This is a genomic window from Vibrio sp. TRT 29B02, from assembly GCF_050113655.1.
Classification (GTDB): Bacteria; Pseudomonadota; Gammaproteobacteria; order Enterobacterales; family Vibrionaceae; genus Vibrio.
Map to the genome: position 1 here is coordinate 50571 of NZ_JBNJOJ010000025.1, position 22677 is coordinate 73247.

General features: G+C 46.1%; 19 protein-coding genes and 1 pseudogene. 16 read left to right on the plus strand and 4 right to left on the minus strand.

The window, feature by feature from the left end; genetic code table 11:
- Positions 1 to 41 precede the first annotated feature (41 nt).
- The 8 genes from nosZ to ACQEXT_RS15375 all read left to right on the plus strand — a co-directional run bounded on the left by nosZ (position 42) and on the right by ACQEXT_RS15375 (position 8897).
- Positions 42 to 1934: a TAT-dependent nitrous-oxide reductase gene (gene nosZ / locus ACQEXT_RS15340; protein ID WP_426952883.1), complete on the plus strand. Its 1893-nt coding sequence runs from the start codon at positions 42 to 44 to the stop codon at positions 1932 to 1934.
- A gap of 66 nt (positions 1935 to 2000) precedes the next feature.
- Positions 2001 to 3365: a nitrous oxide reductase family maturation protein NosD gene (locus ACQEXT_RS15345; protein ID WP_426952885.1), complete on the plus strand. Its 1365-nt coding sequence runs from the start codon at positions 2001 to 2003 to the stop codon at positions 3363 to 3365.
- Positions 3366 to 3367: 2 nt separating this feature from the next.
- Positions 3368 to 4285 (plus strand): ABC transporter ATP-binding protein, encoded by a 918-nt coding sequence (locus ACQEXT_RS15350; RefSeq protein ID WP_426952887.1) that lies wholly within the window; start codon positions 3368 to 3370, stop codon positions 4283 to 4285.
- Positions 4282 to 5100: an ABC transporter permease gene (locus tag ACQEXT_RS15355; protein ID WP_426952889.1), complete on the plus strand. Its 819-nt coding sequence runs from the start codon at positions 4282 to 4284 to the stop codon at positions 5098 to 5100. The genes ACQEXT_RS15350 and ACQEXT_RS15355 overlap by 4 nt, the downstream gene beginning before the upstream one ends.
- A 12-nt stretch (positions 5101 to 5112) precedes the next feature.
- A complete protein-coding gene (locus ACQEXT_RS15360) occupies positions 5113 to 5613 on the plus strand; it encodes a nitrous oxide reductase accessory protein NosL (RefSeq protein ID WP_426952891.1) in 501 nt (166 codons plus the stop codon).
- 196 nt (positions 5614 to 5809) lie between these two features.
- Positions 5810 to 6397: a TetR/AcrR family transcriptional regulator gene (locus ACQEXT_RS15365; RefSeq protein WP_138971131.1), complete on the plus strand. Its 588-nt coding sequence runs from the start codon at positions 5810 to 5812 to the stop codon at positions 6395 to 6397.
- 101 nt (positions 6398 to 6498) lie between these two features.
- Positions 6499 to 7350, plus strand: coding sequence for an alpha/beta hydrolase (locus tag ACQEXT_RS15370; RefSeq protein WP_426952893.1), 852 nt, complete (start codon positions 6499 to 6501; stop codon positions 7348 to 7350).
- Positions 7351 to 7508: 158 nt separating this feature from the next.
- Positions 7509 to 8897, plus strand: coding sequence for a DASS family sodium-coupled anion symporter (locus ACQEXT_RS15375; protein ID WP_331418249.1), 1389 nt, complete (start codon positions 7509 to 7511; stop codon positions 8895 to 8897).
- A gap of 96 nt (positions 8898 to 8993) precedes the next feature.
- Here the strand turns inward: ACQEXT_RS15375 and ACQEXT_RS15380 are convergent, their stop codons facing one another.
- The 3 genes from ACQEXT_RS15380 to ACQEXT_RS15390 all read right to left on the minus strand — a co-directional run bounded on the left by ACQEXT_RS15380 (position 8994) and on the right by ACQEXT_RS15390 (position 13098).
- Complete coding sequence (locus tag ACQEXT_RS15380; protein ID WP_426952895.1) at positions 8994 to 10097, minus strand: GGDEF domain-containing protein; 1104 nt, start codon at positions 10095 to 10097, stop codon at positions 8994 to 8996.
- A 164-nt stretch (positions 10098 to 10261) separates the two neighbouring features.
- Positions 10262 to 11737: a Na+/H+ antiporter NhaC family protein gene (locus ACQEXT_RS15385; protein ID WP_138971135.1), complete on the minus strand. Its 1476-nt coding sequence runs from the start codon at positions 11735 to 11737 to the stop codon at positions 10262 to 10264.
- Positions 11738 to 11754: 17 nt separating this feature from the next.
- Positions 11755 to 13098, minus strand: a complete 1344-nt coding sequence (locus tag ACQEXT_RS15390; protein WP_138971136.1) for a glutamine synthetase family protein — start codon at positions 13096 to 13098, stop codon at positions 11755 to 11757.
- 344 nt (positions 13099 to 13442) lie between these two features.
- Between ACQEXT_RS15390 and ACQEXT_RS15395 the strand changes: the two genes are divergently transcribed.
- From ACQEXT_RS15395 to gabT, 8 genes are all read left to right on the plus strand, one after another.
- Positions 13443 to 14189, plus strand: a complete 747-nt coding sequence (locus ACQEXT_RS15395) for a gamma-glutamyl-gamma-aminobutyrate hydrolase family protein (RefSeq protein ID WP_426952898.1) — start codon at positions 13443 to 13445, stop codon at positions 14187 to 14189.
- A 16-nt stretch (positions 14190 to 14205) separates the two neighbouring features.
- Positions 14206 to 14763 carry an HTH-type transcriptional regulator PuuR gene (gene puuR, locus ACQEXT_RS15400; protein WP_138971139.1) on the plus strand — a complete coding sequence of 186 codons (558 nt, stop codon included), beginning with the start codon at positions 14206 to 14208 and terminating at the stop codon, positions 14761 to 14763.
- 37 nt (positions 14764 to 14800) lie between these two features.
- Entirely contained in the window at positions 14801 to 16285 is a 1485-nt protein-coding gene (locus ACQEXT_RS15405; RefSeq protein WP_269375246.1) for an aldehyde dehydrogenase, read from the plus strand.
- 31 nt (positions 16286 to 16316) lie between these two features.
- Positions 16317 to 17594: an NAD(P)/FAD-dependent oxidoreductase gene (locus ACQEXT_RS15410; RefSeq protein ID WP_426952900.1), complete on the plus strand. Its 1278-nt coding sequence runs from the start codon at positions 16317 to 16319 to the stop codon at positions 17592 to 17594.
- A gap of 23 nt (positions 17595 to 17617) precedes the next feature.
- Positions 17618 to 18484 carry an N-carbamoylputrescine amidase gene (gene aguB, locus ACQEXT_RS15415; RefSeq protein WP_138971142.1) on the plus strand — a complete coding sequence of 289 codons (867 nt, stop codon included), beginning with the start codon at positions 17618 to 17620 and terminating at the stop codon, positions 18482 to 18484.
- 11 nt (positions 18485 to 18495) lie between these two features.
- On the plus strand, positions 18496 to 19578 hold the full coding sequence (gene aguA, locus ACQEXT_RS15420) for an agmatine deiminase (protein ID WP_426952901.1): 1083 nt from the start codon (positions 18496 to 18498) through the stop codon (positions 19576 to 19578).
- Between the two features lie 63 nt (positions 19579 to 19641).
- Positions 19642 to 21069, plus strand: a complete 1428-nt coding sequence (locus ACQEXT_RS15425) for an NAD-dependent succinate-semialdehyde dehydrogenase (RefSeq protein ID WP_331428352.1) — start codon at positions 19642 to 19644, stop codon at positions 21067 to 21069.
- Positions 21070 to 21084: 15 nt separating this feature from the next.
- Complete coding sequence (gabT, locus tag ACQEXT_RS15430) at positions 21085 to 22356, plus strand: 4-aminobutyrate--2-oxoglutarate transaminase (RefSeq protein ID WP_331428353.1); 1272 nt, start codon at positions 21085 to 21087, stop codon at positions 22354 to 22356.
- 84 nt (positions 22357 to 22440) lie between these two features.
- Here the strand turns inward: gabT and ACQEXT_RS15435 are convergent.
- A pseudogene (locus ACQEXT_RS15435) lies at positions 22441 to 22551 on the minus strand (sterol desaturase family protein); the annotation flags it as partial.
- Between the last annotated feature and the right edge of the window lie 126 nt (positions 22552 to 22677).

A 22677-nucleotide genomic window follows, 5' to 3' on the forward strand; every position in this document is an offset into this window, starting at 1 on the left:
CCACTGTCAATTTACCAATAACGTAAAACGGAGATTTACCCATGAGCGATGATAAGAGTAAATATGATAACGACAACTTGCCAATCAACACTGAGCGACGAAAGTTTTTCGGTCAGAGCGCTGCCCTAGGCCTCGGCGTGGCAGCTGCGCCAATGACGGCGGCAATGTTTGCGTCAATGGCTAAAGCTCAAGCCGAAGAAATCAAGAATAGCCCGTTTGTTCACCCTGGCGAACAAGATGAATACTATGGATTTTGGAGTGGCGGCCATTCAGGTGAAGTCAGAATTTTAGGCATCCCATCAATGCGCGAATTAATGCGTATCCCAGTCTTTAATACTTGTAGTGCCACTGGTTGGGGCATCACCAACGAAAGTAAGCGCATCAAAGGCGACAGTGCCCATATCTTGTCTGGTGACTCACACCACCCGCACATGAGTATGACTGATGGTCGTTATAACGGTAAGTACGTTTTTATCAATGATAAAGCTAACTCTCGTGTTGCACGTATCCGCTGTGACGTAATGAAAGTCGACAAGATGATTACCATCCCTAACGTTCAAGCAATTCACGGTTTACGCGTGCAAAAAGTGCCTGAAACCAAATACGTCATTTGTAACAGTGAATTTGAAGTGCCTATGACAAACGATGGCAAAGCGAACCTTGAAGACGTCAGCACCTATCGCTCACTGTTTAACGTTATCGATGCGGAAAAGATGGAAGTTGCTTTCCAAGTCATGGTCGATGGTAACTTAGATAATACCGACGCAGACTATGACGGTAAGTACTTCGCATCGACCTGTTATAACTCGGAAATGGGCATGAACTTGGGTGAGATGATCACGGCAGAACGTGACCATGTCGTGGTGTTCAACTTAGCTCGCTGTGAAGCCGCCTTAAAAGCGGGAAAATTCAAAATCTACAATGGTAACAATGTTCCTGTTCTGGATGGTCGTAAAGGTTCAGACCTTACTCGCTATATCCCTGTGCCAAAATCGCCACACGGTATGAATACGTCTCCTGACGGAAAGTACTTCATGGCCAACGGCAAGCTTTCCCCAACTGTTTCTATCATTTCTATTGCTAAGCTTGACGAACTCTTTGCAGATAAAATTAAACCTCGTGACACCATCGTCGGTGAGCCAGAATTAGGATTAGGTCCACTGCATACCGCTTTCGACCAAAATGGCTTTGCTTACACCACCTTGTTCCTCGATAGCCAAATAGTGAAGTGGAACATTGAAGAAGCGATTCGTGCTTACAACGGTGAAAAAGTGAATTACATTCGCCAGAAAATTGATGTGCACTATCAACCTGGCCACAACAGTACCTCTAGCGGTGAAACCCGAGATGCCGATGGCAAATGGTTGGTATCTCTGTGTAAGTTCTCCAAAGACCGCTTCCTACCTGTCGGCCCATTGAAAGCTGAAAATGATCAGCTCATCGATATCTCAGGTGATGAAATGAAACTTGTCCATGATGGCCCTACGTTTGCCGAACCTCATGACGGCACCATCATTCACCGCAGCAAAGTCAAACCTAACAAGATTTGGGACCGTAATGATCCGATTTTTGCCGAAACAGTAGAAATGGCTAAGAAGGATGGTGTCGACGTAATGACGGAAAATAAAGTAATTCGCGATGGCAACAAGGTTCGCGTTTACATGACCTCCGTTGCTCCGACTTTTGGTATGAATGAGTTCAAGGTCAAACTGGGTGATGAGGTGACCATTGTCGTCACAAACTTGGACCTGATTGAGGATGTTACCCACGGTTTCTGTATGACTAACCATGGAGTACAGATGGAAATCAGCCCTCAACAGACCGCGTCAGTGACTTTCATCGCTGATAAGCCGGGGGTTCAGTGGTACTACTGTAACTGGTTCTGTCATGCACTCCATATGGAAATGCGTGGCCGAATGCTGGTAGAAGCGTAACCCTACTCCTTGCCTCCACCTTTGTGGAGGCAAGGATCACAAGGGAAATGTTAATAGGGGGTCTATTTGAAAGTAATCTATTGGTTTTTTCTGATCACTACTTCCCTGTTTGCTCTGCCAGCCTTTAGTGCAGACATTAGAGTAACGATTGAGGACGATCTGCAGAGTGTGCTCGATACCCGCCAAAAGGGGGATGTTGTCACGCTGTCAGATGGGCACTATGTTGGTAACTTCGTTGTAGAACGCGGCATCACCTTACGTGGTTCACCTGAGACAATCATTGATGCGCAAGGGAGCGGCAATGCATTAACCCTGTTAGCTTCCAATATCACTATTGATGGCCTCAACATCATCAACTGGGGTGACGACTTAACCGAGCAAAATGCTGGGATCTACAGTGATACATCAATTACACATTTAGTCATCCGTAACAGTAAGTTACGTGGCGATGGGTTCGGTATTTGGACTCAGCGTGCGCAGCATATCCTCATCGAGAATAATACCATTCAAGGTAATACAAAGCTGCGCTCGGCGGATCGCGGCAACGGTATTCAATTGTCAGGTGTCAAGCATGCTCAGGTAATCGGTAATCGAGTAAGCCAAACTCGTGATGGCTTATACATTATCTCCAGTACCGAGAGTGAGCTAAGAGGAAATACTATGCACGATCTGCGTTATGGCGTTCACTATATGTACTCTCATAACAACCGAGTCATAGATAACCTTGCTTACAACACTCGTGCAGGTTATGCCTTAATGAGCTCCAAGCAGCTAACCATAAAAGGCAACCGAAGCTTAGATAGTGAAGATTACGGGATTTTGATGAATTTTATTACCTATTCCGAGATCACTCGCAACACATTGAAAAATGTTTGGACTAAACCAGAAAACAAGGTTGTCGGTCGTGAAGGCAAAGGCATCTTCGTCTACAACTCAAGTTATAACACCCTCAGCTACAACACTATCAATACCGCTGAGATCGGCATTCATCTCACTGCGGGATCTGAAAACGGTAAGATTTTTGGCAACAACTTTATTAATAACCCTACCCAGGTCAAATACGTATCAACCCGAGAGCAAGAGTGGAGCCAACATGGCGTCGGAAATTATTGGAGTAATTATCTTGGTTGGGATCTCGACAATGACAACGTTGGTGATACGCCATTTGAGCCCAATGACGGTATCGACAAGCTGGTGTGGCAATACCCAGAGTCAAAAGTCTTACTCGATAGCCCAGCAGTTCTGATGCTGCGCTGGATTCAAAAACAATTTCCCGTGCTAAAACCTGCCGGAGTAAAAGACTCCTATCCATTGATGTCTCCGTATAAAGAAACTCAAGAGCAATTAAATAGCAGCAATCAAACAATTTGTCATCGTCACTCATCACCTAACTCGACACAGTCGTCCTGCCCATACCGCGAGGAAAGTTAATCATGAGCCAAGCCATTGTTCAACTCGACAACGTATCCAAGCAATATAAGCAGCTACGGGCATTAAATCAGGTGAACCTAACCTTAAACTCGGGCGAGGCACTTGGCCTATTTGGTCACAACGGTGCAGGAAAAACCACTATGATGAAAGTCATTCTTGGCATCATCGATATCACCAGTGGCAGCGCCCGCGTTTTCAACACTGATCCTTGTTCAAAACAAGCATGGCATAGTCGTAAGTCGATTGGTTACTTACCTGAAAACGTTTCATTTTACGACCAACTTACCGGCTTGGAAGTGCTCACTTACTTTTCACGTCTCAAATCCGCGCCCAAAGGACAAATTCAATCTTTACTCAGTGATGTAGGGTTAGATGATGCTAAGAATCGTCAAGTTAAGCACTATTCAAAAGGTATGCGTCAACGACTAGGCTTAGCGCAAGCGTTTCTTGGTGAACCCAAACTATTGCTTCTCGATGAACCCACCGTTGGACTTGACCCCATTGCTACTCAAGATTTTTATGCAAGTGTCGATCAGCTTAAAAATCGAGGAGCGGGTGTCCTACTATGCTCGCACGTTTTACCAGGAGTAGAAAAACACATCGACAGAGCAATGATTCTTTCAAAAGGGTGCACCATTGCTTCCGGTACTCTTGAAGCACTCAGGCACCAAGCAGAACTTCCTGTTGTAATAAAAACCCATGGTTTAAACGGTGCTCTTGCGGCTAATACAAAACTCCAAGGGTTTATGGCGTCTCCTAACAGTTTACATGTCCCTGAATCACAAAAACTGGATGTGGTTAAAGCGTTGGTCGGTTACGACACCTTAAAAGACCTGCAGGTCACCCCCGCAACACTTGAGCAAATCTATCAACACTTTCTCACTCAACCACCAATCACTTGCGAGGAGGAACAACAATGAACCTAATCATTGCAGTCGGTATCAAAGAGTTCCAAGACGGTTTGCGCAATCGCTGGTTGATCTCGATTACCCTGATTTTCTCGGTGATGGCGATTGGATTAAGCTATTACGGAAGTGCCGCCTCAGGGCAGTTAAACGCACCATCTCTATCAACGACGATAGCCAGTTTATCGAGTTTGTCAGTGTTTATTATTCCGCTGATTGCTTTGCTGCTCTGCTATGACAGCTTTGTGGGCGAGCAAGAGTCTGGCACCTTACTGCTACTCATGACCTATCCGATCAGTCACTCTCAGTTGCTACTCGGTAAGTTTATCGGCCAAGGTGGCATTATTTCGCTAGCAACTATTATTGGCTTTGGCAGTGCAGGCTTGCTCCTTAGCGCCACCAGCTCTACAAGCGCCATCTTTAGCGCTTTTGCGCTTTTCATCACCACTTCTATCCTACTTGGTCTCGCATTTATCAGCTTGGCATATGTAATTAGCTTACTCGCAAGCGAAAAGTCAAAAGCGGCCGGGGCTGCTCTACTCATATGGCTGTTCTTTGTTTTGGTGTTTGACCTGACATTACTGGTACTGTTAGTAGGTATGGATGACGGTCTATCGCAACACAGCTTGGTGCAGGTGATGATGTTTAACCCTGCCGACCTATTCCGACTGATTAACCTTTCAGCTTTAAACACCAGTGATGTCAGTGGCGTTCTTGCAGTGGCGATTAACAGCAGCTATTCAACGACGACTTTGATGATCACCATGTTAGCTTGGATCATTGCTCCTTTAGTCGCCGCTATGATCATCTTTAGACACAAAAAACTATAAACGAGGCATTCCATGGCGTTAAAACTACTAACCAAAGTCAGCTTAGTAATGCTGCTCCCTTTCATGTTGATAGGGTGTAGTGAAGATCCTCAAGAAACCATGCTACGTGAGGCCGTTGCGATTGAGAAATCAGACGAGTGTCATCTATGTGGCATGATCATCAGTAACTTCCCAGGCCCTAAAGGTGAGTCATTTCAGCAAGGCAAAGATAGTGTTAATAAGTTTTGTTCAACAAAAGATCTATTCGCTTTTTTGTTGCAACCGGAGAATACACGTTTAGCACGTGAGGTGTACGTGCATGATATGAGTAAAAGCCCGTGGGAGCATGCTGATGACCAATACTTTATTGACGCGAAATCAGCTTGGTATGTCGTTGGTTCAAGTCAGAAAGGTGCAATGGGAAGCTCGCTTGCAAGTTTTAGTCAGCAGGAAGATGCCAATGCATTTAGTGCGAAATATGGTGGCGATGTTTATCCATACGACCAAATTACCATTGAGCTAATTATGCAGTAGTGGCTCCAATTTATTAAGGAAGCTCCATTAAAAAACCGATAGACGGGCTATCGGTTTATTTAAAGGAGGAACTTGTCCTGATCTACATCATTATTGAACCGTCGGTTCAGAAATTAATTTTCACTCAATCCTTTTCGATCCTTGCAAAAAAGTACGAGTGTGCTAAAAATAGGGCTAACAGCAATGAGAGAGCGGTATGAGTAAAGGCAGAATTACCCGAGAGAATATCTTAAGTAAGGCATTTGAACTGGCGAGTGAGAATGGTCTTGAGAGTCTCACCATCGGGGAGCTAGCAAAGCAATGCGGGATGTCGAAAAGTGGCTTGTTTGCCCACTTTAACTCCAAAGATAATCTGCAAATAGCGGTGTTGGAGCATGCCAATTTGATTTTTACTCAGCGTGTTATTGCACCTGCTCGGGAGAGGACGTCGATCAGCATCGAGGATAAACTAACTCAGTTACTCGATAACTGGCTAGGTTGGAATCACTCTTTTCAGGGTAGCTGTATGTTTCTTGATGCATGGAAAGAAACGGGTAGCGAAGCGTCACCCACTCAACAGGTGCTAAAAAAGACCATTGCAACATGGATTGAATACTTAACGATTCAGGTAGCAAAAGGGGTAGAAAATGGTGAGTTTCGCCACGATTTAGACCCAAAGCAAGCAATCTATGAGCTGTATGGTTTGTATTTAAGTGCGCACCTTTTTTACTCCATACGCGGTGAGCAGGCAAGTCAACAACACTTCTGGCTGGGCGTTCAGCGTCTGATGGCGGACTGGAAGTAAAACTAAGCTAAGTGGATGACGACTTAGCTTATTATTTAACTTAAAATAGCACGGTCGTTCGCTTTTGGGGTGTAAGAGACTGGCATAACAAGGACTACAAGATGAGTGAGAAGATTTACTTTAATACCGCTAATAAGTTTAGTGTTAAGAAAAGCTTAGTGAACTTAACCACACGCCTTCATCATACTCTGGCACCTACACACGCAAAGAGAACTGCGCGTAACCTTTTACTCACCCCTGCTCGAGCTAAGCCTAAAAATGAGTTACCAAGTGGATTGGTTACTGGTGAAGTGGCATCGAAGGAAGGGTTACTGAAAACTTACCAACTGGGTAGTGGCCCAGTTTGGGTGATGACGCACGGTTGGTCTGGTAGTGCTAATCAGTTTTTCCCGCTGATGGAGCACATCGCAAGTCAGGGTTACACCGCTTTGGCTTATGACCATCCAGGGCATGGCCGCAGTGAAGGTGCTTATGGTCATATCCCGGCCTTTGTTCTTGGTTTAGAGTCCATTCTGGATAGCGTTGATGATGTCGCAGGGCTAGTGGCGCATAGTATGGGGACGGTTTCTGCGCTTGAATGCCATCATCAAAAATTAGTGGATAAACCACTGCTGCTTATCGCTCCTTTGCTCGATTATCTGGATAACTTGTTTGGCAGTATTGCGCGTTCTGGCTACTCAATGCGCCTATTTGATGCGGTGGTTAACGAGGTGGAAGAGCAATATCGCTATCCTCTCAAGTCGATTGATCCATACAGTAAACTTAAATCTCGCTCAGCACAGACTATTATTGTTCATGATGAACAGGACAAGTTTGCCAAGTATTCTGAGTCGGTTAAAGCCGCGCAAGAAATGGCGAATGTCAGCTTGGTCACAACACAGGATCAAGGGCATGGACGAGTGATGAAGTGCCAACAAGTGATGGATAGTTTCGATAAATTGGTGTCAAAATAGACGTTTTTCTGATGAGAAAATGTCCAATCTATTCAGGTTGTTAACAAATATTTCCATGTTGTTGATGTGGTTAACAGATTTGCAATGAAAAATATTTCCGAAGCAGGTTGTGTGGGATCATTTGCTATGCCACATGGCCCTCATAAGGAAATATAATAATGAATAGAAATGATAGTGTCCCTTTGCCCACCAATACCAGAGAATGGTTGTTTAACCGCAACAGTATGATTGTCTTAGCCGATATCGCACTGTTTGCGGCTCTATACTTTACCTTACCATTTGATCCTAAAGTGGTATTGGGTATCTGTATGTTAATTTTTGTCGCCATTCTTTGGCTGACAGAAGCCCTACATGTCACTGTAACGGCCATACTCGTCCCGATCATGGCCGTGTTATTTGGTGTTTTTGATACCCAAACGGCTCTAAATAACTTTGCTAACTCCATCATTTTTCTGTTTCTTGGTGGCTTTGCTCTTGCTGCCGCTATGCACCGACAGGGGTTAGATAAGGTTATCGCTGATAAGGTACTTGTTTTAGCCAAAGGTAAAATGAGCGTTGCAGTGTTTATGCTATTTGGTGTAACGGCGGCGCTTTCAATGTGGATCAGTAACACAGCAACGACGGCGATGATGCTGCCTCTTGTGCTTGGTGTCTTGAGCAAGGTGAACTCAGAAAGCGGCCATAAGACTTACGTATTTGTGTTGCTTGGCATCGCGTACAGCGCAAGTATTGGTGGTATCGCGACCATCGTTGGTAGTCCACCGAATGCAATTGCTGCCGCTGAAGTAGGTCTAACATTCACAGATTGGATGCGCTTTGGTATTCCAACGACCTTGATCTTACTGCCTATCTCTATCGCGGTACTGTTTGCGGTTCTAAAACCAAACTTGAGTGGTCAGTTTGAGTTGAACAACGAGCCAGTCAACTGGGATAAAGGCAAAATCGTTACTTTAAGCATCTTTGCCGCGACCGTCTGCTTGTGGATTTTCAGTAAGCCTATCAATGCCATGCTGGGTGGCTACGCGAAGTTTGATACTGTCGTTGCACTAGCTGCGATTGTTGCCGTTAACTTTGCACGTGTGGTGCACTGGAAAGACATTGAAAAAACCGCTGACTGGGGCGTATTACTGCTGTTTGGTGGTGGTATCTGTCTAAGTAATGTTCTTAAAGCGACAGGTACGAGTGTTTTCCTTGCTAATGGTTTGAGCGAGCTGATTGCTCACCTAGGCGTGTTCTTTATTATCGCTGTGATTGCCGTGTTTGTGGTGTTCTTGACGGAGTTCGCGAGTAACACAGCCAGCGCAGCATTGCTGATCCCTGTCTTTGCCAGCGTGGCGGAAGCGTTCGGTATGTCACCTGTGGTTCTGTCGGTATTGATTGCCGTAGCCGCTTCTTGTGCCTTTATGTTGCCAGTGGCAACGCCACCTAACGCGATCGTGTTTGGTTCAGGTCATATCAAGCAGAGCGAGATGATGCGTGTTGGACTTATCCTCAACTTCGCCTGTATCGCTGCGTTAACCTTTATCGCGATGACTTTCTGGGCTTAACCAGTCCGTTAAGATTAAAAACCTGCTGTACGGCAGGTTTTTTTATATTTCATTCCTACCGAATCGTGAGTAATAGTCGGCAGGGGCGATATGCCGTTACTTTTTAAGTGCTACGCATTTTAGCGGTTGTTCATTTTTGTTGGGCGATTTGCGAGTCTTATTGAGGTACATATCTTTATCTGCTCGTGCCAAAGTATCCTGGCAGCAGAGGTAATTTTTCGGACCTGACTGTGCTACACCAACGCTAAGCGATATATCTTTTCGCAGAGAGGCAAGGCTTTCCATCATGCGTGGAATATAGTTCTCGACGGCGGACTCTTTAGTGCAACTCGGCATGACAACCACGAACTCATCGCCACCAACTCTAAAGCAGAGGTCAACATTGCGAGAAGCGCCTCTGAGGCAATCAGAGACAATAATCAACACGCTGTCGCCTTCTTCATGACCAAACTGGTCATTGAAGTGTTTAAAGTTGTCGACATCGATATAGACGATGGCGACGGGATCGTTTTGTTGTTGTGCTTCTGAAAACAACTTACTGGTAAACTCTTCAAAAGCGCGCTTGTTATAGAGATTGGTCAGCGGATCTAAACGCGCCATCTTTTCAAGGCTTCGCGTTCTTTCTTGAACAATAGACTCGAGCTCATTGACGTACTGAAAGGATTTGTTCTTCTCAATCTCGATTTCGTTCATCATGCTTTTTATGTAAGTATCAAATACATAAGAAACATCAAAGTCAATCAATCGGTCGAGAATGTCACTCAGCATCTGAGCATAATTAGGATCATCCAAATGATCATGAATCGTAGAGATCAGCTTCGCTTTGAGGTAGTTCACCGAAGATAGATACATTTTCGGGTCTACACCGATGCGTTTGTGGACTAGACCGATACGAAGTCGATGTTCGACATAATCCAAATTGATATCTTTACTGAACAGATCGGTAATGTATTGTCTTAGTGCAGACATTAAGCGCTGTAATGTACCGGCATCACCAATTAATGTTTCGACATCAGGGCTGCGAGTTTGATGGGTATAGAAGTCATCAACAATGGCATCTAAATGACGAGAGATGACCCCTTTCATCGTCCTTAATTCGTTGATATCACTCGTCGTGAGCCTAAAAAGATGCAGTCTTTGTGTTAACTCGGTTTCTGATATTTTTTGTTGTTCAACGAGGGATTTGTCTGTGATTCTCATCTTAACTACCCTTAATGCACCTAGCCATGAATCTATATTATAAAACAGTATGCATATTTTGCCTGGATTTGATTGTTGCTAGATGTTATGGGGTATTTGCGATGCTCTTAACGTTAAAGCCCCGCTATCGTAAGCGGGGCTGATTGCATCGGTGAAAAGAGTGGTTAGCCGATGAATAGGAAGAACAGGAATGTAGCGACAATACCAATCAGTGCATACGGGAACTGCGTGGTAGCATGTTGCATCGAAGTACATCCAGAACCTTGAGCAGAGAGTACAGTTGAATCACTGAAGAAACAGGAGTGGCTGCCTGCCGCTGAGGCAGAAAGTAGTGCTGCAACAGTTAGGTGTAGAGGCACGCCAAGTTGTTCACCTAGCGGAAGAACAATCGGCATTGCTACCGCAAACGTACCCCAAGATGATGCAGTCGCAAACACAAGGCCACCAGTGATCATAAAGATGATGGCAGGGAAGTAGGATGCAGATAAGTAAGGGCTAACCGTCTCAATAACATACTGAGTCACACCTAGTGAATCGTTGACGTTTTTGAGCATGAAGCCACCAATAACGGTTGCTAGAGGTAACAGCATGACCTTGATGCCGTCGTAAATCGCCTCAAACATGTCGTTCATTGAGATAAGTCGTTGTACCCCATAGAAACAAACCGTAAAGATGATTGCAACGAAGACGCCTGCTAATAGATCGATACCGTAGTACCAGCTTGCCGCAACAAGCACGACCATTGGAAGTAGGAAGTTGATAAGACCCATAGTTGGGCTGGTGTGTGCTGAAATATCTGAACCAAAATCGATGTCAGCAGCGCCGTCTGGGCGAACTTGTCCGTTTTTAGCACGTTGCTCGGCTTTTTTCATCGCACCAAGATCTGGGATCTTTTCGAGTGCAACCAGCAGAACAATCGCTAGCGTCACCCAACCGTATGCCATGTATGGGATGGCTTCAATGTAGGTCTTGATACCTTCGCCAGATTCGGCCACATTGTTTGCTTCCAGAAGTGAGCTAAAGAATATTGCCCACGTAGAAATCGGTACCAAAATACAAATTGGTGCTGCGGTTGAGTCAACCAGATAAGAGAGCTTTTCACGTGAAATCTGGTAGCCATCCGTCACCTTCTTCATTGAGGATGAGATTGCAATGGCGTTCAAGTAGTCGTCAATGAAGATCACGATACCCAGTACGAATGTCATCAGCATCGACTGGCGACGGCTCTTCACTTTGGTCACCAGCATATCTGAGAAACTGAGTATGCTGCCGCCTTTTTCAAGGATAGCGATCAGACCGCCCATCAAGCCACAGACCAGAATGATCCAAGCAATGGTTTCATCCATCATAACCGTCATTGAGATATCAACTATCTGCTCAACGGCTTGTGCCGGATTTAGCAGTAAAACCCCAGCAATCGCGCCGCTAAATAGCGCTTCTACTGTACGGTGTGTCGTGAGAGCAAAGACGAGCACTAACGCTGTTGGGAGCAGGCTCATCCAGCCATAAGCTTGACCTTCTTCATGGCTAAGGCCAATAGCAGTAAAGAAGATAAAGGTCGCTATCACCAGTAAGGTGACCACAATATGTTGGGTATTGATCTTAAATGGCGCATCCAGCACCTTTGTTTGAGTCGTCATAGCTTGTCAGTCCTTTGTTAAGCTGAGTGCAACATCCAATCGATTTCTAGGGGAGTAACGGCTCGCTCAAATTCCGCGAGTTCACTCCGTTTGCAGGCTAGGAATAAATCGATGAATTCTCTCGAGATGTATTGAGCCAACTCGCTGTGTTCCAATTGATCCAGAGCTTCAGACATTCGCACAGGTAAGTCAACAGCATTATCACTAAGAGAAGGAGGGCATTGTTCTTTGGTATAGTTTTCGCTTGCCAGCACCGCGGAGAGCACGACAGCTGCGAGAATGTAGGGGTTCACATCTGCGCCTGCAATACGGTGCTCAATACGACGGTTCTTGCTGTCGCTAATTGGTACGCGTAGTGCGACACCACGGTGGTTTACTCCCCAGTCAGCTTGGGTAGGTACATAAGCACCAGGCACAAAGCGACGGAAAGAGTTGATATTAGGGCAGATTAACGCCATTGAATCGGATGTTTGCGCTAGCATTGCCGCGATAGTCTGATAAAACAGCGGGCTCTCACTTCCATCAGCGAGGCTAAAGTGGTTGTTACCTTCTTCGTCGACAAGGCTGATGTGGATATGCATGCCATTACCAGCTTGCTCTGCAAAAGGTTTGGCCATAAAAGTGGCATCAAAACCATGTTGGTTGGCAACCTGACGGATGACGCGTTTTGCGATGATGATTTCATCACACACTCGCAACACATCTTTTGAATGGTTGAAGTTGATTTCAAACTGCCCTGGTGCAGATTCAGATAAGGCACCCGATGTGTTCAACCCTTGCTCTTGAGCCACTTTACTTAGATCGGACAGGAAGTCGGCATAATCATCCAGACCACCAAGGTCATAAACTTCAGTATCTTTTTCACGGACGTGTTTGGTCGGGTTAATGGCGGTTTGCAATTCTCCATTCTCACCGCGTTTCTTATCAATTAGGTAGAACTCAAGTTCTAGAGCAATGCAGGGATAAAGGTTTTTTCGGTGCAGTTTTTCGACCATGCCGCCAACAATATTGCGAATAAATAGAGAGTTTGGGTTTACTCCCGTTTCATCCATCATGCTCAACAGTAATTGACCCACTTGAGGTTTTGCCGTTGGCATGAGTGTATCGGCGATAGGAAAGCACATATTGTCAGGTTCGCCCAAATCTTCGCCAAGCCCAGCAGACTCCACTACATTTCCTTTGGTATCCAAGGTAATGGTAGATAAAGGGAGAGCGACCCCTTTATGCAGTTTGTCGAGTCCACTCACTGGGATGCGTTTACCACGTGGAGTGGCGTTTATGTCAGTGAAGATCAGGTCGACAAACTCTATTTCTGGCCATTGCTGTCTAAAATTTTTAACTTCCTGTAAATACGATTCCATTTTTAGTTCTCCAAGTAGCCTGACGAGCGGCGAGCTAAAAATAATTGATTTAACAATTAAGTTACATTCTTTAGACCAAAGTCTAAGTAATGACAATTATTTTGTTTATATACAATGATTTAACTTCGTTTGCATGAAAGCGGAGAGTTCATTGTGGGTTTGTTTTGTTAACTATTTTGTAACAGGTGATGGCATTTTGCTCAATATATTGAGCAAAAAATGGTTCTTTTTTGACCAAAAAGGAGGGGTTGGTCACGATTTGGTCAGAATATCGAACATTGCTGTTGATAATTTTGTACATGGTTTGTAGTGTGAATGTTAAATAAATTGAACACGGAAGCATCATGGCTAAAACAAGCAAACCCGTCATTGGTGTCGTCAGCTGCGCGAAACAGCTAGGTGGTTACAAGATTCAGTCAGTTAATGACTTTTATCTTCGTGCAGTAAAGGATTTTGGCGGTCTACCTCTGATTCTGGCTCCGGACTTACCACAAGAAGATATGCAAACCCTTGTCGAATTGTGTGATGGATTTTTGTTTCCTGGAAGTCATTCGAACGTTGCTCCGCATCGCTATAACGCAACGCATGAAGAAGCAAACAAAGATGAGAAGCGCGATGAGCTGGCATTCTCTCTTATTCGACTCGCAGTTGATAAAGACATTCCTTGTTTGGGGATCTGTCGAGGGTTCCAAGAGATGAATGTGGCGCTCGGTGGTTCCTTGAATCCAGCCGTTCACGACTCTGGTTTTAGTGACCATAGAGAGAAACCTGTTGAAGATTTTGAACAAAAATATGCACCAGCCCATGCTGTGCTCGTTCAGAAAGAGAGCTTGTTTGAGCAATGGTTAACGGAAAACCAGTGGCAGAACACCAGTTTGTTCGAAGTAAACACCCTACACAATCAAGGGGTCGACCAACTCGCACCACAGTTGCAAATAGAGGCTAAGGCCCCTGATGGTCTGATAGAAGCCTTTAGCCTGCCAGGACAAAAATTTTTCGTTGGCGTGCAGTGGCACCCAGAATGGCAAGCAAAAACCAATCATTTCTCTCAAATTTTATTCAAAGAATTTATGATGGCTGCCTCTGTATAAATCAGGAGCAGAATGAATGGACAATCAAGAGATTGGTAAAAATATTGTTCAGTTAAGAAAACAAAATGGATTGTCACAACGCGAACTCGCTGAGCGAGCGGGCATTACACACAGCGCGATTTCTTCAATTGAGAATGGCAAAGTCAGCCCGTCAGTGAGTTCGTTACAGAAAATAGTTAATGTTTTTTCTTTGTCACTTTCTGAGTTTTTCATTGTTGAAAATGATCAAAGTGATGAAACGAAGGTTGTCGTGACACAGGATGAGCTGGTTGAAATGGGCAGCGAATCGGTTTCGATGAAACTTGTCACCAATGGTAGCAAAGATCAGGTGATCGGATTCCTGATTGAAGAATATGCTCCGCACGGTACCACGGGTGCACGAGAAATCAGACACGAAGGTGAAGAGATAGGTACGGTTCTTGAGGGGGAAATTACTCTTGAATACCGAGGAAAATCTTATCTTATCAAGCAGGGCGAATCGTACGTTATTGATACGATGAAACCGCATAAGTTTACGAATCACACAGACAAGGCTTGTCGAATGATAAGCGCGCATACGCCGACCACATTCTAAGTGGGCCTTGCCTTGTTGTGATAAACAAGGAGGGCGTATGAAAACCCAAGAGCAATGGATTGAACTCAAAAACAATCTCGTCATTGAGAGCCGAGCTTACCTGAATGGCGAGTATTGTGAAGCACAAAGTGGTCAAACGTTAGGCGTATTCAATCCTGCAACGGATGAAAAACTGACTGATATCGCTCGTTGCCAAAGTGAAGATGTCGATCTTGCGGTTAAATATGCCCGAGATGCTTTTAAAGCTGGCGATTGGAGCAACAGTGCTCCTGCCAAGCGTAAGGCAGTTCTGTATAAATTTGCCGATCTCATCGAGCAGCATTGTGAGCAATTAGCACTGCTTGAAACCTTAGACACCGGCAAACCTATTTCTCATAGTGTATCAACGGACGTACCTGGCGCAGCCAATTCATTGCGCTGGTATGCAGAAGCAATTGATAAAGTTTATGGGGAAGTCGCACCAACAGAAAAAAATGTTCATGCCTTTATTTCTCATCAACCTATAGGCGTTGTTGCCGCAGTCGTTCCTTGGAACTTCCCTTTGTGGATTGCGTGCTGGAAACTTGGACCCGCGCTTGCGGCGGGCAACAGTGTCATCCTCAAACCGTCTGAAAAATCATCTCTAACGGCTATCTACTTAGGTCAACTTGCCGAGCAGGCAGGTCTGCCAAAAGGTGTTTTCCAAGTCGTCACCGGTTTTGGACATGAAGCTGGTGACGCTTTGGCTAAACATCATGATGTTGATTGCATCGCGTTTACTGGTTCAACCCGAATCGCGGGTCAGCTAATGATCAGTTCAGGTGAAACAAACCTGAAGCGAGTATTCGCCGAAGCGGGTGGTAAGAACGCCAACATCGTCTTTGAGGACTGTGACGATTTGGATCGCGCAGCAGCGGAAACTGCGGCGGGATGTTTCTACAACCAAGGTGAAGTATGTGTTGCTGCGACGCGTCTGTTGGTGCATGAAAGCATTAAGGATCGCTTTGTCGATAAAGTGATTTCAGCGGCACAGGCATTTATGCCGAAAGATCCTCTAGACACCTCCTCATCAATGGGGGCATTGATCGACAAGGAGCACAAAGCCAAGGTGCTTGAGTATATCCTTCTTGGTCAGTCTGAAGGCGCGACGCTTCGCTGTGGTGGCGACGTTCAGGGTCAAGGCGCTTTCGTCGAACCAACCATTCTTGACAACGTCGACAACAAAATGAAAGTGGCTCAGGAAGAGATCTTTGGTCCGGTATTGTGCGTGATTCCATTCAAGGATGAAGCGCAAGCTATTGAGATTGCCAATGACTCACAATATGGCCTTGGTGCAGCACTTTGGAGTAGCAACATCAACCGTGTTCACCGTGTAGCGAAACAGCTACAGGCGGGCTCGGTCTGGGTCAATAACTACAACGAAGGTGACATGACTGTCCCGTTTGGTGGATTCAAGATGAGTGGTAATGGCCGCGACAAATCGCTGCATGCCATCGAGAAATTCACTGAAACTAAGACGACTTGGATTCGTCTACACCCTTAAGCCTGCTGAAGATTAATAAAGGAATATCTCTATGAACAAGCATACGGATTCGTTCTACGCCCATTCTGTCCCCAATATGCCTGACTACCCGCAACTGCAAGACCACATTGAGTGTGATGTTTGTGTCGTAGGGGCAGGATTCTCAGGACTCTCTTCTGCCCTGCATTTGGCCGAAAAAGGTTTCAAAGTGGTGGTGCTGGAGAGCGCAAAAGTGGGCTTTGGAGCAACGGGTCGTAACGGTGGACAAATCGTCAATAGCTACAGCCGAGATGTTGATGTACTAGAAAGCCGTTACGACCATGCTCAGGCAAAAGCGCTTTGTGAAATGATTTTTGAAGGTGGCGATATCATTCGTGGCCTGATTGATAAATACAATATTGATTGTGACCATAAACAGGGTGGTCTGTTTACCTCGCTAAATAAAAAGCAGCTTAAAGGGCTGGAAGAGCATAAGAAGAACTGGGAACGCTACGGTAATGATCAGCTTACCTTGCTTGATGCTAACGAGATTGAGCAAGCGGTCGGCACCAAAGTCTACTCTGGTGGTCTGCTTGATATGCGTGGCGGACATATTCATCCACTTAAACTTGCGTTGGGTGAAGCGGCAGCATTCGTCTCTCTTGGTGGGCAAATCTTTGAACAGTCGGCAGTCACTGCGATTGAAAAAGGCGCTAATCCAGTTGCTAAAACCGCGCATGGCAGTGTGAAAGCCAAATACTTAGTGCTCGCTGGCAATGCTTACTTAGGTGGGTTAGCGCCGAACATCAGTAATAAAGCGATTCCATGCGGTACTCAGGTCGTGGCAACAGAGCCATTGTCAGAAGAGTTACTCAAACAGATCTTGCCAACCGATTATTGTGTGGAAGATTGCAACTACCTACTGGACTACTTCCGTCTTAGTGCGGATAAACGCCTGCTGTTTGGTGGTGGTGTGGTATACGGCGCTCGCGATCCAGAGAATATCGAAGCCATCATTAGACCTAAGATGGAAACCGTCTTTCCTCAGCTTAAGGGCATTAAAATTGACTACAGATGGACAGGGAACTTCTTGTTGACCTATTCACGTATGCCTCAGTTTGGCTCGTTTGCCGACAACATCTACTACCTGCAAGGCTACAGCGGCCATGGGGTAACTTGTACCCATTTGGCTGGCAAGTTACTAGCAGAAGCATTAACAGGACATGCAGAACGTTTTGACGCATTTGCTGCCCTTAGACACTACGCTTTCCCAGGTGGTCGTCACTTCCAGATCCCGTTTACGGCTATGGGGGCGGCGTATTACAACCTGAGAGATAAATTGGCGATTTAGGAACAAAAGATAAGGAATATCCAATGAGTAAAGTCGTGAAGTTTGCCGCTCTACAGCTAACCATCAGCTGGGATCTGGAAGATAACCTCAACAAAGCTAAAGCCGCGATCCGTGAAGCTGCGGCAAATGGCGCAAATGTGATTTTGCCTCAAGAGCTTTTTGCAGCGCCTTATTTCTGCAAAAAGCAGGAAGCGAAGTACTTTGAGTTGGCCCAAGAGACCGCTCACTGTCATCTGATTAAAGAGATGAGTGAATTGGCCAAAGAACTTGGTGTGGTGATTCCAGTTAGCTACTTTGAGAAAGCAGGCAACACTTTCTTTAACTCGTTGGTAATGATCGATGCAGATGGAACCGTACTGGACAATTACCGTAAGTCTCATATTCCTGATGGCCCAGGTTACAGCGAGAAGTACTACTTCAGCCCTGGCGATACCGGATTTAAGGTTTGGCAGACTAAGTTTGGTAAGTTTGGTGCAGGTATTTGCTGGGATCAATGGTTTCCAGAGCTTGCGCGCAGTTTGGCTCTTCATGGCGCGGAAGCAATTTTTTATCCAACGGCGATTGGCTCTGAGCCTCAGGATCCAACACTGGATTCACGAGATCATTGGCAACGCACAATGCAGGGGCATTCTGCCGCGAATCTCGTTCCAGTGATTGCTTCCAACCGAGTAGGAACGGAAGTCGATGATGGTATCGAGACGACCTTCTACGGCTCTTCGTTCATTACTGACCACACTGGAGGCAAGCTTGCGGAAGCACCGCGCGAAGGTGAGGCAATCATTTACGCTGAGATCGATTTGGAGCAGACCGCGAAAGCGCGTCACTCTTGGGGCTTGTTCCGTGACCGTCGCCCAGATCTCTACGCTAGTGTAGGCAAGCTTGCAGTATAGGAGGCATTGCAATGCAGTTATTTTCAACGCCTGCACAAGATGGCTTCTATTTTCCGGCTGAGTTTCAGCCGGTTAGCCAAGTTTGGCTAGCATGGCCAGAAAGACGTGACAACTGGCGTGATGACGCCTTACCCGCTCAGCTAACTTTTGCTCGTATCGCCAATGCGATTTCTGAAGTGACGAAAGTCTGTGTTGCGGTAAGTAGCAAACAGTTTGATCACGCTCGTGACTTACTTCAGCCTGAAATTCGGTTAGTTGAAATCCCATGCAACGATGCTTGGATGCGTGATATTGGCCCGACAGTCTTGGTAAACGAGAGTGGTGAACGTCGTGGTATTAGCTGGCAGTTTAATGCTTGGGGCGGTGAGTACAACGGTTTATATGACAACTGGCAACAAGACGATCTCGTCGCCAGTTCGGTGTGTGACATCATCGGCATCGATCACTACCGTGCGCCATTTGTCCTTGAAGGCGGTTCGATTCATACCGATGGTGAGGGCACCTTGTATACCACTGAAGAGTGTTTACTTAGTCCTGGTCGTAACCCTTTACTGACCAAGCAGCAGATCGAACAGCAACTCAAGGAGTACCTCAGCATAGAGAAAGTGATTTGGCTTCCTAACGGCTTATTTAATGATGAGACGGATGGCCATGTTGATAATCTTATGCACGTTATTGCTCCCGCTAAAGTGGTGCTGAGTTGGACGGATGACCCAAGTGATCCTCAATATCATCTATCGCGCGAAGCGGAACGGGTGCTCAAATCACAGACCGATGCGCAAGGTCGTGAGATTGAAATTGTGCGTTTACCTTTGCCTGGCCCACTGCATTACAGTGAGAATGAAGCGCAAGGTATTGAGGTAAGCGAAGGAATGAGCCGAGAAGCAGGGGAACGCTTAAGTGCGTCTTATGCAAACTTTCTTATCGTAAATGGCTATGTATTTTTGCCTCTCCTTGATGATAGAACCGATGCTGAGGCGATCTCTGTGCTACAGAGCGCAATGCCGGATCATCAAATTATTGGGATACCGACAAGAGAAGTGCTGTTAGGAGGTGGGAACATCCACTGTATAACGCAGCAGATCCCAGCATAAATAAATCATAAGCCACGTTAGAACTGATTGCGTGGCGAACACTAGCTTTCAAAAGGAATCACCATGCAACAAATTATTAATCAAAGTCTTCTTTCGTTTATGGTGCCGAGTGAAGAGCAAGGCATTGCCGTGACCAACCCTGCAACCGGAGAACGACTTGGCTTTGCTCCTGTTTCGTCTCAGCAATCCATTTTAGATGGCATTGAACGTTCAAGTGTTGCGCAGAAAGAGTGGGCGGCGAGGTCTGCGAAAGCACGCGGTGCTTTGTTATTGCGCTGGCATCAATTGCTATTGGAAAATAAACAAGACCTCGGCCGTTTAATGACGTTAGAGCAAGGCAAACCACTTGCAGAGGCAGAAGGTGAAGTGGCTTATGGCGCGAGCTTTATTGAGTGGTTTGCTGAGGAAGCAAAACGCACATACGGTGAAACGATTCCTGCGCCAAGTGGCGACAAGCGTTTGCTAACCATCAAACAACCGATTGGTGTGGCTTGTGCGATTACCCCGTGGAACTTCCCGATTGCGATGATTACCCGTAAGGCTGGCCCAGCATTGGCTGCGGGCTGTAGCTTTGTGGTTAAGCCATCAGAGTCTACGCCGCTATCGGCGTTTGCGGTGGTTGAGCTAGCGTATCAGGCGGGTATCCCACGTGATGTACTTCAGGTGGTGCTTGGTGAAGATTCACGTCAGGTTGGTGCTATTTTTACCTCTCATCCTCTGATTCGTAAGCTGTCTTTCACAGGCTCTACTAAAGTGGGCAGCATTCTAATGCAGCAAAGTGCGCACGACATTAAACGCACGTCGATGGAACTGGGTGGCAACGCGCCGTTTATCGTTTTTGATGACGCGGATATCGATGCGGCGGTAGCAGGTGCAATGGCGTCTAAGTTCCGTAACGCTGGCCAGACTTGTGTTTGTGCCAACCGCTTCTATGTTCACAGCACGGTTTATGACGAGTTTGTTGCCAAGTTTGACGCTGCTGTTCAAAACCTCAAAGTCGGTAATGGTCTTGAACAGGGCGTCACCATTGGTCCTGTGATTAGCGAATCTGCTAAGCAGGGAATTCAAAGCTTGATTGATGGTGCGATTGAACAAGGTGCGCAGCCTGTCAGTGAGTTGAAGCAACTTGATGGACTCTTTATTCAGCCAGTGATTCTGAAAAATGTTACCCATGACATGAAGATCGTTTCGGAAGAGATCTTTGGCCCAGTCGCTCCCGTGATTGCTTTTGACAATGATGAGCAACTGATTGAGATGGCCAATGACACCATCTATGGATTGGCTTCTTATTTTTACAGCCAGAATATTCACCGTGTGTGGAAAATTGCTGAAGCGTTGCAGTACGGCATGGTTGGAATTAACGAAGGTATTATCTCTACGGAAGTGGCACCGTTTGGCGGTGTCAAACAGTCAGGCATTGGCCGTGAAGGGGCTAAGCAGGGTATCGATGAATACATGGACGTGAAATATCTCTGCTTTGGCGGCAACTAATTTAAGGAAAAATTAATGAACAACCAACAACTACATCAAAGAAGAAGTCAGGTCATTGCTCAGGGTATGGGCGCTATGTACCCACTCTATGTTGAGAAAGCCGATAATGCCCACGTGTGGGATATTGAAGGCAATAAATACATCGACTTCGCGGCGGGAATCGCTGTAACCAACACAGGTCACGCTAACAAGCGTATCAGTGAAGCGGTAAAAGCTCAGATTGATAAGTTCTCCCATACTTGTGCCATGGTCACCCCGTATGCCTCGTTTGTTGAACTGGCAGAGAAGCTGACAGAGCTTGCTCCGGGCCCATCGGCTAAAAAAGCGATTTTCCTCACCACGGGTGCGGAAGCGGTAGAGAACGCAGTAAAAATCGCTCGAGCTCATACCGGTCGTAGTGGTGTGATTGCATTTAAAGGGGGGTTCCACGGTCGTACTAACATGACCATGGGACTGACGGGTAAAGTGGCTCCATACAAGGCGGGTTTTGGGCCGTTCCCAAATGAGATTTTCCATGCGCCATTTCCGAATGCTTTCCACGGCATTAGCGTCCAGCAGAGTCTACAAGCGATAGAAGATCTGTTTGCTTGTGATATCGAACCATCACGCGTTGCTGCGATCATTTTCGAACCAGTGCAAGGTGAAGGTGGTTTCTACAAGGCACCGAAAGAGTTCGCTCAAGGGCTGCGTCAAGTGTGTGATAAGCATGGCATCATGTTGATTGCCGATGAGATCCAAACCGGCTTTGCGCGTACCGGCAAGATGTTTGCCACTGAGTATCTCGACATTGAGCCTGACATGATGACGATGGCGAAAGGAATCGCGGGTGGTTACCCAATCTCAGCCGTTGTCGGTAAGAGTGATGTTATGGACTCGGCACTACCGGGTGGTTTAGGTGGCACCTACGCGGGTTCGCCTCTTGGCTGTGCCGCTGGTCTGGAAGTGCTCAAAATTATCGAAGAGCTCGATTTATGCGCTAAAGCCCAAGGTATTGGTGAAGTGGTTAATGCTCGTATGATGAAACTGCAACAGTCTGTCCCTGCGATTGGCGAAGTGCGTACCTACGGTGCGATGATGGCCATCGAATTTACTGATCCTCAAACAGGTCAGCCTCTTCAGGATATGACCAAAGCGGTGATCAGCAAGGCACAGGAAAATGGTTTAATTCTGTTGTCATGTGGTGTTAAAGCCAACGTTATTCGTCTGTTACCACCACTGACTATTGAGCCAGAAGTTCTTGAAGAAGGCTTGGATAAACTCGAGAAGATCATTCTCGAAATCGCATAAAATGGAAGACCCGCAATCGCGGGTCTTTTTTTAATCATCAGGTGGAGAGAGCACTAACTTTAGGCGCTGTCTAAGTGATAGCCCCCGATGACTGGCACTATGAAACCAGTAGTAGAAAAAGTCCTGCAATACCAGTAGGAGTATGAAGGTCGCGGCCGTCATTTCGATATCGAATAAACGCCATCCGAATAGCCATTACGAACTACGCCCTGCTTCCCATTGATTGAGGCTGTAGTTAACCCCCGTCTTTTAAGCTCTCTTGAGCAAATTTTTGCCTCTGCTTTTTCTATGATATGCTCTTACGCATCTTGTCTCATTGTC

Coding starts and splice junctions, on each gene's coding strand:
- ACQEXT_RS15365 (WP_138971131.1), top strand. CDS start 5,810: ATGAGTAAAGGCAGAATTACCCGAGAGAATATCTTAAGTAAGGCATTT.
- aguA (WP_426952901.1), top strand. CDS start 18,496: ATGCAGTTATTTTCAACGCCTGCACAAGATGGCTTCTATTTTCCGGCT.
- nosZ (WP_426952883.1), top strand. CDS start 42: ATGAGCGATGATAAGAGTAAATATGATAACGACAACTTGCCAATCAAC.
- ACQEXT_RS15410 (WP_426952900.1), top strand. CDS start 16,317: ATGAACAAGCATACGGATTCGTTCTACGCCCATTCTGTCCCCAATATG.
- ACQEXT_RS15385 (WP_138971135.1), bottom strand. CDS start 11,737: ATGACGACTCAAACAAAGGTGCTGGATGCGCCATTTAAGATCAATACC.
- ACQEXT_RS15350 (WP_426952887.1), top strand. CDS start 3,368: ATGAGCCAAGCCATTGTTCAACTCGACAACGTATCCAAGCAATATAAG.
- puuR (WP_138971139.1), top strand. CDS start 14,206: ATGGACAATCAAGAGATTGGTAAAAATATTGTTCAGTTAAGAAAACAA.
- ACQEXT_RS15390 (WP_138971136.1), bottom strand. CDS start 13,098: ATGGAATCGTATTTACAGGAAGTTAAAAATTTTAGACAGCAATGGCCA.
- ACQEXT_RS15355 (WP_426952889.1), top strand. CDS start 4,282: ATGAACCTAATCATTGCAGTCGGTATCAAAGAGTTCCAAGACGGTTTG.
- ACQEXT_RS15370 (WP_426952893.1), top strand. CDS start 6,499: ATGAGTGAGAAGATTTACTTTAATACCGCTAATAAGTTTAGTGTTAAG.
- gabT (WP_331428353.1), top strand. CDS start 21,085: ATGAACAACCAACAACTACATCAAAGAAGAAGTCAGGTCATTGCTCAG.
- ACQEXT_RS15405 (WP_269375246.1), top strand. CDS start 14,801: ATGAAAACCCAAGAGCAATGGATTGAACTCAAAAACAATCTCGTCATT.
- ACQEXT_RS15380 (WP_426952895.1), bottom strand. CDS start 10,097: ATGAGAATCACAGACAAATCCCTCGTTGAACAACAAAAAATATCAGAA.
- aguB (WP_138971142.1), top strand. CDS start 17,618: ATGAGTAAAGTCGTGAAGTTTGCCGCTCTACAGCTAACCATCAGCTGG.
- ACQEXT_RS15375 (WP_331418249.1), top strand. CDS start 7,509: ATGAATAGAAATGATAGTGTCCCTTTGCCCACCAATACCAGAGAATGG.
- ACQEXT_RS15360 (WP_426952891.1), top strand. CDS start 5,113: ATGGCGTTAAAACTACTAACCAAAGTCAGCTTAGTAATGCTGCTCCCT.
- ACQEXT_RS15395 (WP_426952898.1), top strand. CDS start 13,443: ATGGCTAAAACAAGCAAACCCGTCATTGGTGTCGTCAGCTGCGCGAAA.
- ACQEXT_RS15425 (WP_331428352.1), top strand. CDS start 19,642: ATGCAACAAATTATTAATCAAAGTCTTCTTTCGTTTATGGTGCCGAGT.